Raw genomic sequence first — 12,252 nt, 5'->3', positions numbered from 1 at the left:
CCCCCGGTCGCCGATGCGCTCGGTCAGCCCGGGGCGGCCCCCCGCGGGGGGGGCGCGGTTGTATCCCGCGGCTATTTGGTACATCCCGGCGCGGAATCCGAAAGACGGCCGGTTCAGCCCACGCAGCAGGCCGCCGACGCGCCCGGCCCCGCGGACGTCGGGCAGTGAGGTGTTCTTCCAGACGATGTCGGGATCGACCAGGTCCAGCGCCTCGTCCACCGCGCCCATCTCGAGCGCCGCGAAGAACTCGCGCACGGTGGTGATCGCATCCTGCTGTAACTCGGGTAGCTCGGACATGTTCCGACTGTATGCGCCGCGCGGTCGCTCCGGGAGTGTTCCGCGCCGTGTTTCCGATCTGCGAGGTCAGGCGCGGGCGGCGATGAGGGCTGCGACGCCGTCGAGAATGCGGTCGATGCCGAAGTGCAGGGCGTTCTCCTGGCCGCCGGACCGGTCCGACTCCGCGAACGCGGCGACCACCTCGGGGAACCGGTCGGCGTGTGCGGCCACGACCTCGCCGATCGCACGGGCCAGTTCCGCCTCGGCCTGCTCGTAGCCCATGGGCGCGGTCTGATGCGCCAGGCTGCGCACGTGGCCGTTCAGCAGCACCACGGTATCGAGCCGCTCGGCGCCGGTCAGGCCCGTTCCGGACAGCGGAGCGAGCGCCGCCTCCAGCCACCGGACCTCGTTCGGGCCGAGCGGGCGCGTGCCGGGCAGGAGTTCGAGGCTCCACGGGTGGGCGCGGTAGCGGCCGAAGATCGTCACGGCCCATGCCCGCAGTTGTGCCCGCCACGGCTCCTCGGCCGAATCTGCTTCGGCCGCTAGGGTTTTCGGCGGCTCGCCCAGGCCGATATCCAACATCATCGCGGTCAGTTCGGCTTTGCCGGGCACGTACCGGTACAGCGCCATCTTGGCGCAGCCGAGCCGCTCGGACAGTCGCTGCATGGACAGGTTCGCCAGCCCCTCGGCGTCCGCGACGGCGATCGCCTCGGCGACGATCCGATCCAGTGTCAGCGTCGGTTTCGGGCCGCGCTTGGGTCGCTGCCCGGTGCCCCACAGCAGGTCGAGGGCGGTCGGTGTGGACATGGTGCTCATCCTTCCCGAAAGAAGCGCTTGACGAGAATCTGCGTCCACCATACGCTATTAAATATCAATAGCGTCCGCCGGACGCAGTTACCGAAGGAGTAGGCGCCATGCGCAACACCACCGTCCTGGTCTCGGGCGCGAGCATCGCCGGTCCGTCCCTCGCCTACTGGCTCGCCCGGTACGGCTTCGATGTCACCGTGGTGGAGCGCGCGCCCGCGCTGCGGCCCGGCGGTCAGGCCGTCGATTTCAAGGGCCGCACGCACGCGACGGTGCTGGAGCGCATGGGCGTGCGCGAGGCCGTCGAGCACCGGCGGACCGGGCGCACCGACATGCTGTTCGTCGACCCGAAGGGGAACGAATTGGCTTGTATTTCAGGCGAATTCACCGGAGGTGACGTCGAGATCCTGCGCGGGGACCTGGCCGAGATCCTCTACGAGCGGACGTCGGGCGCCTGCGCCTACCTGTTCGGCGACTCGATTACCGCACTGACCGAGACCGGCGCCGGCGTCCACGTCGAGTTCGAGCATGCGGACGCGTGCACCTTCGACCTGGTGTTCGGTGCCGACGGTGTGCACTCGCGGGTGCGGCGGCTGGCGTTCGGGCCGGAGGCGGACTACGTCGAGTTCCTGGGTTACTACTACTGCCTCGCCGGATCGACCACGAACAACGGCGGCACGCCCGAGCGCGCTGTCGCCCACGCGTTCGGCGCCCCGGGGCGGCTCGCGGTCGACGGCGGGTCCAAGGCGCCGCAGATGTACATGTTCGCCTCGCCGGAACTCGACTACGCCCGCGACGACATCGCCGCGCAGCGGCGCATCGTGGCCGCCACGTTCGCCGGTGTCGCCGGGCCGGTGCCGCGCATGCTCGCCGAGCTGCCGGGGCTGGACGACTTCTACATGGACTCGCTGAGCCGGGTGACGATGAAGGACGGATACACCCGGGGGCGGGTGGCATTGGTCGGCGACGCCGCCTACGGAAATACGCTGGGCGGGTTCGGCACCGGGCTCGCAGTGGTCGGCGCCTACGTGCTCGCCGGGGAGCTGGCGGCCGCGGCGGGCGACCATATCGTGGCCTTCGCCCGGTACGACGAGATCATGCGCCGCTATGCCAAGGATGCGGGGAAGACGACCCCCGGCCGCTTCCTGGCGCCCAAGACCGCGCTCGGCATCCGGGCGCGCAACTGGTTCCTCGGATCGCGCCTGTTCGCGGTGATGACGAAGATGGGGGACAAGATGTCGAATGATATCGATCTGAAGGACTACGAGGCGGATCTGTCCGTTGCCGAATAATTGGTCGTACGTCCATTCTTATGTTTCGAAATCGAGTGAAACACCGAATGGGTTGCTTGCGATTAGCCAAGTAGCCGCTCAATGAGCGGATGTAAGAAAGGAGAGACCGATGCTTCTCGACATCGTCACCGCACTCGCGGACTTCGGAGCCGACGTATACGACTTCATCAGGGGTCTGGTCGGCGTGTAACGGAACATCCGCCGGGATGTGCAGGTAGCACCACAGTTCTGCGGCACTACCTGCGCACCCGGGTGTCCGCTATTTCTCCCCGTCCACCTTCGCCATCGACAGCACATCCAGCCGCCGGTCCAATTCTTCCTCGGACAGCTTGTCCCCGATGAGTCCCCGGTCGATAACTGCCTGGCGAATCGTCTTGTGATCCTGCAGCGCCTCCTTCGCCACCGCGGCCGCCTCCTCGTACCCGATGGCGGAATTCAGCGGCGTGACGATCGAGGGCGAGGATTCGGCCAGCCGGCGCAGGCGCTCGACATCGGCCGTCAGCCCCGTGATGCATTTATCGGCGAACAGCCGGGACACATTGGCGAGCAGGCGAATCGATTCGAGCACATTGCGGGCCATCATCGGAATGTAGACATTCAATTCGAATGCGCCGTTACCGCCGCCCCAGGCGATCGCGGCGTCGTTGCCGATCACCTGCGCGGCCACCTGCGTCACCGCTTCGGGCAGGACGGGATTCACCTTGCCCGGCATGATCGACGAGCCCGGCTGCAGATCCGGCAGCTGGATCTCGCCCAGGCCGGTCAGCGGTCCCGAGCCCATCCAGCGAATATCGTTGGCAATCTTGGTCAGTGAGATCGCGACGGTGCGCAGCGCGCCCGAGACCTCCACCAGGCCGTCGCGGGCGGCCTGCGCCTCGAAATGGTCTCGCGCCTCGGACAATTCGTCGAGTCCGGTCGACTTCCGCAGCTCCGCAACGACCTTCGCGCCGAAGCCGTGGGGCGCGTTGAGCCCGGTGCCGACCGCGGTGCCGCCGATCGGCAGCTCACCGAGCCGGGGCAGCGTGGCGATCAGCCGCTCGATGCCCGACGCGACCTGCCGGGTGTAGCCGCCGAACTCCTGGCCCAGCGTCACCGGGACGGCGTCCATCAGGTGCGTGCGGCCGGACTTCACGACCGTGCGCCACTCGGTGGCCTTGTCCAGCAGGCGCAGTCGCAGATGTTCCAGGGCGGGAATCAGGTCGGTCACCACGGCCTCGGTGGCGGCCAGATGTGTTGCGGTGGGGAAGGTGTCGTTGGACGACTGCGACATGTTCACGTCGTCGTTGGGGTGCACGGTGGTGCCGCTGCCGGCGGCCAGGCTCGCGATGACCTCGTTGGCGTTCATATTGGAGCTGGTGCCCGAGCCGGTCTGGAACACATCGATCGGGAACTGGTCGTCGTGGCGGCCGTCGGCGATCTCGGTGGCGGCGGCGATGATCGCATCGGCCTTGGCCGCATCCAACAGACCCAGATCCTTGTTCACCGCCGCGCAGGCGGCCTTCAGCAGGCCGAGCGCGCGGATCTGGGCGCGCTCGAGGCCGCGGCCGCTGATCGGGAAGTTCTCCACCGCCCGCTGGGTCTGCGCGCGCCACAGCGCGTTCACCGGAACGCGGACCTCGCCCATGGTGTCGTGTTCGATGCGGTACTGCGTCTGGTCGTCGCTCATACTTCCGACCCTAAGCCCGCGCACAGCCGAAGTGGGCTGCCACGCCTGAGGGCTTTCGCACACCGGCGGCGCGGGCGTCGAGGGAATAGCCGCGCGGCCGGTGCCGCTTCGAACCGCCGGTCAGGACGAGAAGAGCATCTTTCCGAAGCCGCGCTTGTGGCCGTGACCATACCCGTGGCCGTGGCCGTACCCGTGATGCGGCGCGCCCCAGGCCGGGGCGGCGCCGGGCGGGGGCGGCGGTGCCGCGTAGCCCGACGCGAAGCTCGTCAGGTGCTCGAGTTCGCCGTAGTCGAGGAAGATCCCCCGGCAGTTGGAGCACTGTTCGATCTGTACACCATTGCGGTTGTAGGTGTGCATCGAACCGTGACATTTGGGACAGTGCATGGTGCCGAACTCCCTGTTCTCCTGCACGTATGCGAGGTAGACGATATGCGCCAACCACGATACGTGAGCTAGGGCATACGCAGGCAGGCGTCGATCAGCGCCGTGTCGAGATCGTCCAGGGCCGGACCGGCTTTCACCACCGCCAGCGCCGCGTGCTGGATCACCAGCGCCCGCGCCGGGATGTCCAGGACCGTCCATTCGTCGACGCCGGGCGGGATCGCGGCACCGCGGCGACGTCGATAGGCCATCAGGAACCGTTCCCACGCAACAGGTTCGAGAATTCCGGTGGCGAAGAATGCGGCGGGGCGGGCCAGATCCCACGCCGGATCGCCCATGCCCAGGTCGTCGACATCGATCAGGCGCCAAGGATTTTCACCGCTGCCCGGCGCCACGACCAGTTGGCCGAGGTGAAAGTCGCCGTGTACCAGCGCTTTCGGAGAGTTCTCCAGCTCCGGAAGCTGGTCGGAGGCGCGCAGCACCGCCGCGGCCGCCGCCGGATGGGTATGCGTCGCCGCACGCAATCGGGAGACGGCGCGCCGGACACGGTCCGGGGCACCGGCCGCCGGCAGGCCCGTCATGGTCGTCGTGACGCGCGATGGGGCGGTGGCGTGCAGCCGGGCGAGCAGTGCCGCGGCCTGTTCCCACGGCGCCGCATCCGGATCGTCGGGGTCGACGGGAATGCCGTACTGCCACACCGTGATCGGCCGCCCGTGGTGATGGCGCAGGAGTCGGCCGTCGATCGGCAGCGGTGGTAGTAGGACGTCCCGCAGCCGCGGATCGCGCGCCACGCGCAGGCGGGAGCGCAGCGCGGCCTCGTCGGTATCGGCCGCGTGGGCCTTGGCGACCACCTCACCCACGCGGACGACCGGACCGTCGGCCCGGTCGGACAGCACCTCGGGTTCTCCCTCGGCACCGGCCTCGCGGGCCGTCCGGGTCAGCGCGGCAAGCCAGTCGCCGTCGAGCGGCATCTGCGGGATCAGGGCAGCGGCGGGACCGCGTGCTCGTCGCCGAGGAAGTCGACCGAGGAGTATTCGCGCAGCTTGGTGAGCCGGTGGTAGGCGTCGATCATGCGCACCGTGCCGGACTTCGACCGCATCACGATGGACTGGGTGGACGCGCCGCCGCCGAAGTAGCGCACGCCGCGTAGCAGATCGCCGTCGGTCACGCCGGTGGCGCAGAAGAAGACGTTCTCGCCGGAGACCAGATCCTCGGTGGACAGGATGCGGTCCAGGTCGTGGCCCGCGTCGATGGCCTTCTGCCGCTCCTCGTCGTCCTTCGGGGCCAGCTTGCCCTGCATGGCGCCGCCCATGCAGCGCATCGCGGCGGCGGCGATGATGCCCTCGGGGGTGCCGCCGACGCCGATCAGCACGTCGGTACCGGAATCCGGGCGGGCGGTGGCGATGGCACCGGCCACGTCACCGTCGGAGATCAGCCGGATGCGGGCCCCGGCGTCGCGCACCTCCTGGATGTGGCGGGCGTGGCGGGGACGGTCCAGGACGCACACCGTGAGGTCGGAGACCGAGGAACCCTTGGCCTTGGCGACCCGGCGCAGGTTCTCCGCGATCGGCGCGGACAGATCGATCACATCGGCGGCCTCCGGGCCGACGGCGATCTTGTCCATGTAGAACACCGCCGACGGGTCGAACATCGCGCCCCGCTCGGCCACCGCCAGCACCGCGATCGCGCCGGGCGAGCCCTTCGACATCAGCGTGGTGCCGTCGATCGGATCGACCGCGAAGTCGACGTCCGGTCCGGTGCCGTCGCCGACCTCCTCGCCGTTGTACAGCATGGGCGCCTCGTCCTTCTCGCCCTCGCCGATCACGACGATGCCGCGCATCGACACCGTGGACACGAGCTGGCGCATCGCGTCCACCGCGGCACCGTCGCCGCCCTCCTTGTCGCCGCGGCCGACCCAGCGGCCCGCCGCCATCGCGCCTGCCTCGGTCACCCGGACCAATTCCAGTGCCAGGTTGCGGTCCGGGGCCTCACGGCGGCTGGGTGCGGGCTTGGGTGCCGTCATGTGTGGTGCCTCCTCGAGTTGTCTACTGCTGGGTGAATTGTCGCAGACGGTTTACGGCCTCGAGTGCGGGAGCCCGTGCGGCGGCCGACCGCCGCGGACGTGGATACTTGGGGCGTGTCGTACCAGAAGCCGCGCAGTCAGCACGATTACAAGGACCTGTTCTGGTCGTTGCTTCCGCTGGTGCTGATCTGCCTGGTGATCGCCGCGATCGCCAGCCAGTGCAGCTTCTCGGCGAACGGCCCGACGCCGGGTAAGATCCCGGTCTTCGACGCGCACGCCGCCCTGCGCGACGACGCGCGGACCCTGCCGTTCCCGATCCGCGAGCCCGCCCTGCCCGAGGATTGGCAGCCCAACTCCGGCAGCCGCGACACCGTGTCCGGCGCAGGCGGTGGACCGATGAGCACCGTCGGCTTCATCACACCGCAGGGCACCTACATGCAGTTGTCGCAGTCCAGCGCGACCGCCGACGCGCTCGCCAATCACACGCTGGGCACCCGCGCGCGCAGCGGTACCCAGCAGATCGGCGACCACAGCTGGACCGTGTACCACGTCGACGGCAGCGAACCGGCCTGGATCACCGACTTCGGTCCGGTCCGCGCGCTGGTGAAGGGCGCCGGGAACCAGGACGCCTACAAGACGCTGGCGGGCGCGGTCGGATCGGCGCAGCCGGTCGCACCGTAGTCCGATCCGATCGCGGGCGCGCCGTTTCGTGGCGTGGGCCCGGGTACTCCCGCTAACGTCAGGCAAGTGGAACGCGCGGATATCGGCTGGCTCGAGCAGACGGTGGGGCAAGAGGTCAGCGCGGCGATACCTGCCGAATGGGGTACTCAGAACCACACCGACATCGTGACTCTCGCCGACGAAACGCGCGTCGTACTGCAGCGATACCGGCATCGTGCCGACGGGGAGCGCCGGGTGCGGGTCATGGACGCGCTGCGGAAACCGGCCGCGGACAAGGGGATTGCGATACCCGCCGTCCGGCACTCGGGTCTCGACGCCGACCCGCCGTGGATCGTGTTCGAGGCGCTACCGGGCGTTCCGGTGCCCGACAGCCCGGAGACGGGGCTGCGCGGCCCGCGGTTTCCGCTCGTGGCGTGGTCGATGGGGGCGATGCTTGCCGATTTCTCCGAATTGTCCTGCGACGATCTCGATCTCGACGATGCGTGGGCGCGGCCGCGCTATCTCGCCGCGCGCGCCGACGCCTGGGCGGAATGCCTGGCGACCGCGCTGTCCGCCGCGCAGCGCGAGGCGCTGGAGACGGTGCTGGCCGACCTTCCCGACCTGTTCGAGGGTCGGCCCGCCGTGCTCGCACACGGCGATTTCGCACCGGTGAACGTGCTCGTCGAAGGCACCTCGATCACCGGGCTGCTGGACTTCGAGTCGGTGCGGCTGGCCGATCCGCTGTTCGATGTGGCGTGGTGGGCGTGGTCGGTGAGCTTCGCCGGGCCCGAGGTGTTCACCTCCGCCTTCCCCGCCTTCCTGGACGGTGCCGGTATCGATCCGGCGGATCCGGCTCTCGTGCAGCGGGTTCGGGCGCTGCAGGTGGTGCGGATGCTGGAGATGCTGTCGGAACACGACCTCGGTCCCGACAGCTGGCGGATGGTGCACGACCGCCTGGTGCGGATGCTCAGCTGAGCGCCGGGAGCCGAAGCGGTCAGCCGTGGCTGACGACGTTGACGATCGTGCCGTCCGGGTCGCGCACGAAAAACCTTCGTACGCCCCACGGTTCGTCGCGCAGCGCGTAGACGATGTCGGCGCCCGCGGCCACCATGGACTCGTGGACGGCGTCCACGTCGTCGACCTCGACGCTGATATTCGGTTGCGGCTGTTCGGCATTCGCGCCGAAGAGAATGATCTGCGCGGTCGGGTTCGTGGGCGAGGCCAGCGTGACCACCCAGCCGAGGTCCATGACCTCCTCGAAGCCGAGCCGCCGATAGAACTCCCGGGTGCGCTCCATGTCGGCGGGTTGCAGATCCGGAACCGCGCGGCGAATCCCCATGGAACTACTCGCTTTCGGTGTCGCGTCGAGACAGGGCGTCCTCGACTCGCTTGCGCGCCCCGGCGAGATGCTCCTCGCAGCGGGTGGCCAGCGCCTCGCCGCGCTCCCACAGCGCCAGCGAATCGTCGAGATCCATCCCGCCCTGCTCCAGCATCTTCACGACGTTGACGAGCTCGTCGCGGGCGCGCTCGTAGCCGAACGTCGCGATCTCGGCGAGGTCACTGTCGGTCATCGTTCGCCTCCTTCGTATGTCGTGTCCCCACACCCTGACTGCCCAGCGTCGCGGCGCTGATCGCGCCGTCGGCGACCCGGATGCGCAGCTGACTGCCCGGGGGCGCGTCGGCGACGGCGCGGATCACGTGCCGCTCCCGGCCCGAAACCCGTTGCACCACCGCGTATCCCCGGGCCATGGTGGCCGCGGGGCCGACCGCGGTGAGCTTGTCGCGCAGATGCCGGGTGGCGGTGGATTCGGTGGTGAGCAGGTGATCCACGGCGCGGTGCGTGGCGGCGCGCAGCCGCGCGACGTCCTCGTGCCGCTGCTCGAGCAGGCGCAGCGGTTCGGCCAGCACCGGCCGCGAACGCAGCTGCTCGAGGGCGCGCGATTCGCGTTGCACCCAGCCGCGCAGCGCCGCCGCCGACCGCTCGCGCAACTCGTGGACCAGCGCCAGTTCGGCCGCCGCGTCCGGGACGATCCGCTCGGCGGCGTCGGTCGGCGTGGCCGCGCGCAGATCGGCGACGTGGTCGGAGATCGGATTGTCCGGCTCGTGCCCGATGGCGCTGACGATCGGCGTGGTGGCCGCGACGACGGCGCGGCACAGCGTCTCGTCGGAGAACGGGAGCAGATCCTCGACGCTGCCGCCGCCGCGGGCCAGCACGATCACCTCGACGTCGGGATTCCGGTCGAGTTCGGCCAGCGCGTCGAGGATCTGCGGCACCGCCGTCGGGCCCTGCACCGCCGTGTTGCGCACCTCGAACCGGACCGCGGGCCAGCGCTGCCGCGCCACGGTCAGCACGTCGTGCTCGGCGGCGCTCGCGCGGCCGGTGATCAGGCCGATCGCCTTGGGCAGGAAGGGAATCGGGCGCTTCAGGCGCGGATCGAACAGGCCCTCGGCGTCCAGCAGGGCCTTCAGCCGCTCGATCCGGGCCAGCAGTTCGCCGATGCCGACCGGCCGAATCTCGGTGACCCGCAACGAGATCGTGCCGCGCCCGGTGAAATACGACAGCTTGCCGTAGACGACGACGCGGCTGCCCTCCTGCAGCGGCACCGGCGAATTGCGCAGCAGCTCCGGCGCGCAGGTCACCGACAGCGACATATCGGCCGCCGGATCGCGCAGGACCAGGAAGGCGGTGCGGGCGCCCGGCCGCAGCGAGATCTGGGTGATCTGCCCCTCCACCCAGACGCTGCCCAGCCGCTCGATCCACTGCGCGACCTTGATGGCGATGCTGCGCACCGGCCACGGCTGCTCGGCCGAATTCGGGGGCCGGTTGCCCCCGGCCCGGTCGACCGGCGCTTCGCTGCGCTCGGTCACCGCCGCGCCCCGCCGCGCGCGGTCACCGCGATGGTGGCCTCGCTGCGTTCCCTCACTGGGCCCGCACGGTGGCGATTCGGTTCGTCAGCATGGTCACGAACGGCGCCCGGTCGCGGGTCTGCTGCTCGTAGGCGAGCAGGGCGGTGAGATCTTCGACACTGAGCATGCGCAGGCGGGCGCGCAGCTGCGCCAGCGTCATATTGGTGTAGTCGTAACGGGTGGCGACCTCGGGCTCGATCACCTCGACGCTGCCGCCGCTGCCGTTGGTGGAAGCCGTTGCGACGGTGACGGATTCGGACGGGGCCGGTTCGGGTTCCGGCTCCCGCTCGGGTTCCGGCTCGGGCTCGGAGAACATGTCGAAGCGGCTCATGTGGGCCGGGTCGGCAGGGGAGCCGAAGGTTTGCTCGGGCTCGAGATCCTCGTCGAAAGTGGCCCACTCCGGCTGCTCGACCGGGCGATTGGCCAGGCGGTCGAATACCGCGTCGCCCTTCAGGGCGAGGCTGGTCACGAACTGCTGCGCGTGCATCGTGGTCTGCAGCAGCTGGCTGATGGCGGTGATCGGGAAATTCACTGCCGCAGTGGGTAGCCGACGGGTTTCCTCGAGGGCGTACACGGCTGCCCCGGCGGCAACGCGGGCGAAAAACGGCGGTCGAAACATGGTCATAGCGTGCCCGAAACGCGGTGTGATGCAAAGGGTGGGGCCGGGAGAATTACCCATATCTCTACTAAATCAGTTCTGCCGCCGGTCGCCGATATCGGGGTGTATTCGGCGGGGTCGGCGATTCGGCCGAATACACCCCGTAGTCGGCGGGCCGCCGCCTGGGCGCGTCGTCCCTCGCGCACGTAAGCTGTGGGACATGTCCTCGGCTATCCCGTTGAATGTAGGAATCGCGCGGTCGGCCGGGTCGGGTGCGACCGGCGCGGCCAAGCGCGTGCTGCTCGCCGAACCGCGCGGCTACTGTGCCGGTGTGGACCGCGCGGTGGAAACCGTGGAGCGCACGCTGGAAAAGCACGGCGCCCCGGTCTACGTCCGCAAGGAGATCGTGCACAACCGGCACGTCGTGGAGACGCTGCGCGAGCGCGGCGTGATCTTCGTCGACGAGACCGACGAGGTGCCCGAGGGGGCCACCGTGGTGTTCTCCGCGCACGGCGTGTCGCCCGCGGTGCACGCGTCGGCCGCGGCCCGCGGCCTGCACACCATCGACGCGACCTGCCCGCTGGTGACCAAGGTGCACCAGGAGGCCAAGCGCTTCGCCCGCGACGACTACGACATCCTTCTCATCGGCCACGAGGGCCACGAGGAGGTGGAGGGCACCGCCGGCGAGGCGCCCGACCATGTCCAGCTGGTCGACGGCCCCGAATCGGTCGACGCCGTCACCGTGCGCGACGAGAACAAGGTGATCTGGCTGTCGCAGACCACGCTGTCGGTCGACGAGACCATGGAGACGGTGCAGCGGCTGCGGGAGCGCTTCCCGAAGCTGCAGGACCCGCCGAGCGACGACATCTGTTACGCCACCTCCAACCGCCAGACCGCCGTGAAGGCGATGGCGCCGGAGTGCGATCTGGTGATCGTGGTCGGCTCGCGCAACTCCTCGAACTCCAAGCGCCTGGTCGAGGTGGCCCTCGGCGCCGGGGCCGGGGCCTCGTACCTGGTCGACTTCGCCCGCGAGGTCGATCCGGCCTGGTTCGAGGGCGTCCGCACGATCGGCGTCACCTCCGGCGCCTCGGTCCCCGACATCCTCGTCCGCGGCGTCCTGGACCTGCTGGCCGAACACGGCTACGGCGAGGTACAGCCGGTAACCACCGCCAACGAAACCCTGGTCTTCGCCCTCCCCCGCGAACTCCGCGCCGCCCGCCGCTGACCACTCTGCCCGCCGTCCTGACAGTTCGGCGGGCAGCCTCCCTTCCGCCTCCGGCACGTGCGGACCGCCTCCCGCCGTTCCCGGCGCGTTCGGGCAGCTTCCTTCGTTCCCGGCGCGTTCGGGCAGCTTCCTTCGTTCGCGGCGCGTTCGGATAGCTTCCTTCGTTCGCGGCGCGTTCGGGCAGCTTCCTTCGTTCCCGGCATGCTCGGGCAGCTTCCCTCGTTCCCGGCATGCTCGGATAGCCTCCTTCGTTCCCGGCATGCTCGGATAGCCTCCTTCGTTCCCGGCATGCTCGGGCAGCTTCCCTTGCTTCCGACGCGCTCGGGCCGCCTCTCTGATTTCCGGCATGGGTTTTGGCGGGAAACCGGTTTCGGCCAAAAAGAAGGGGGGAATTTGGTTTGGGGGGGGGGGCGCGCCGAT

Annotated in this window: 13 protein-coding genes and 1 pseudogene; 4 read left to right on the top strand and 10 right to left on the bottom strand. The window is 69.4% G+C overall.

Translation table 11 applies throughout. The features are described from left to right. Together QH290_RS05375 and QH290_RS05370 are read right to left on the bottom strand one after the other, a co-directional pair. Positions 1 to 297 (bottom strand): annotated as a pseudogene (locus QH290_RS05375) (hypothetical protein); the annotation flags it as partial. Between the two features lie 66 nt (positions 298 to 363). Beyond that, a complete protein-coding gene (locus QH290_RS05370; RefSeq protein WP_280268513.1) occupies positions 364 to 1,083 on the bottom strand; it encodes a TetR/AcrR family transcriptional regulator in 720 nt (239 codons plus the stop codon). A 107-nt stretch (positions 1,084 to 1,190) separates the two neighbouring features. Between QH290_RS05370 and QH290_RS05365 the strand changes: the two genes are divergently transcribed. Further along, the gene (locus tag QH290_RS05365; RefSeq protein WP_280382136.1) at positions 1,191 to 2,372 is read left to right on the top strand and encodes an FAD-dependent monooxygenase; all 1,182 of its coding nucleotides are present in this window, start codon (positions 1,191 to 1,193) and stop codon (positions 2,370 to 2,372) included. A 259-nt stretch (positions 2,373 to 2,631) separates the two neighbouring features. Here the strand turns inward: QH290_RS05365 and QH290_RS05360 are convergent, their stop codons facing one another. From QH290_RS05360 to glpX, 4 genes are all read right to left on the bottom strand, one after another. Continuing rightward, positions 2,632 to 4,038 (bottom strand): class II fumarate hydratase, encoded by a 1,407-nt coding sequence (locus QH290_RS05360; protein ID WP_280268511.1) that lies wholly within the window; start codon positions 4,036 to 4,038, stop codon positions 2,632 to 2,634. Positions 4,039 to 4,158: 120 nt separating this feature from the next. Beyond that, positions 4,159 to 4,449: a TFIIB-type zinc ribbon-containing protein gene (locus tag QH290_RS05355; RefSeq protein ID WP_280382135.1), complete on the bottom strand. Its 291-nt coding sequence runs from the start codon at positions 4,447 to 4,449 to the stop codon at positions 4,159 to 4,161. A gap of 41 nt (positions 4,450 to 4,490) precedes the next feature. Further along, positions 4,491 to 5,390 carry a phosphotransferase gene (locus QH290_RS05350; RefSeq protein ID WP_280382134.1) on the bottom strand — a complete coding sequence of 300 codons (900 nt, stop codon included), beginning with the start codon at positions 5,388 to 5,390 and terminating at the stop codon, positions 4,491 to 4,493. Positions 5,391 to 5,398: 8 nt separating this feature from the next. Next, the gene (glpX, locus tag QH290_RS05345; protein WP_280268508.1) at positions 5,399 to 6,442 is read right to left on the bottom strand and encodes a class II fructose-bisphosphatase; all 1,044 of its coding nucleotides are present in this window, start codon (positions 6,440 to 6,442) and stop codon (positions 5,399 to 5,401) included. 114 nt (positions 6,443 to 6,556) lie between these two features. Here glpX and QH290_RS05340 point away from each other — a divergent pair, with 114 nt between their 5' ends. Both QH290_RS05340 and QH290_RS05335 read left to right on the top strand, forming a co-directional pair. Then, positions 6,557 to 7,123 (top strand): DUF4245 domain-containing protein, encoded by a 567-nt coding sequence (locus QH290_RS05340; RefSeq protein ID WP_280268507.1) that lies wholly within the window; start codon positions 6,557 to 6,559, stop codon positions 7,121 to 7,123. Positions 7,124 to 7,189: 66 nt separating this feature from the next. After that, on the top strand, positions 7,190 to 8,077 hold the full coding sequence (locus QH290_RS05335; protein ID WP_280268506.1) for a phosphotransferase family protein: 888 nt from the start codon (positions 7,190 to 7,192) through the stop codon (positions 8,075 to 8,077). Positions 8,078 to 8,096: 19 nt separating this feature from the next. Here the strand turns inward: QH290_RS05335 and QH290_RS05330 are convergent, their stop codons facing one another. Genes QH290_RS05330 through QH290_RS05315 form a run of 4 tightly spaced genes read right to left on the bottom strand, consistent with a single transcriptional unit; the run spans position 8,097 to position 10,628 of the window. Further along, positions 8,097 to 8,441 (bottom strand): VOC family protein, encoded by a 345-nt coding sequence (locus QH290_RS05330; protein WP_280268505.1) that lies wholly within the window; start codon positions 8,439 to 8,441, stop codon positions 8,097 to 8,099. Positions 8,442 to 8,445: 4 nt separating this feature from the next. Beyond that, on the bottom strand, positions 8,446 to 8,673 hold the full coding sequence (locus QH290_RS05325) for an exodeoxyribonuclease VII small subunit (RefSeq protein ID WP_280268504.1): 228 nt from the start codon (positions 8,671 to 8,673) through the stop codon (positions 8,446 to 8,448). Continuing rightward, the gene (gene xseA, locus QH290_RS05320; RefSeq protein WP_280268503.1) at positions 8,660 to 9,970 is read right to left on the bottom strand and encodes an exodeoxyribonuclease VII large subunit; all 1,311 of its coding nucleotides are present in this window, start codon (positions 9,968 to 9,970) and stop codon (positions 8,660 to 8,662) included. Before xseA ends, QH290_RS05325 begins: the two co-directional genes overlap by 14 nt. A 52-nt stretch (positions 9,971 to 10,022) precedes the next feature. Beyond that, entirely contained in the window at positions 10,023 to 10,628 is a 606-nt protein-coding gene (locus QH290_RS05315; RefSeq protein WP_280268502.1) for a lipid droplet-associated protein, read from the bottom strand. 199 nt (positions 10,629 to 10,827) lie between these two features. On the opposite strand from QH290_RS05315, the gene QH290_RS05310 reads away from it, so the two are divergent. Then, positions 10,828 to 11,832, top strand: a complete 1,005-nt coding sequence (locus QH290_RS05310; RefSeq protein WP_280268501.1) for a 4-hydroxy-3-methylbut-2-enyl diphosphate reductase — start codon at positions 10,828 to 10,830, stop codon at positions 11,830 to 11,832. Positions 11,833 to 12,252: the final 420 nt, after the last annotated feature.

The organism is Nocardia wallacei, from assembly GCF_029869545.1.
Lineage (GTDB): Bacteria > Actinomycetota > Actinomycetes > Mycobacteriales > Mycobacteriaceae > Nocardia > Nocardia wallacei_A.
Note: the sequence above shows the minus strand (reverse complement) of the source record. Positions and strands in the feature narration are given on the sequence as shown.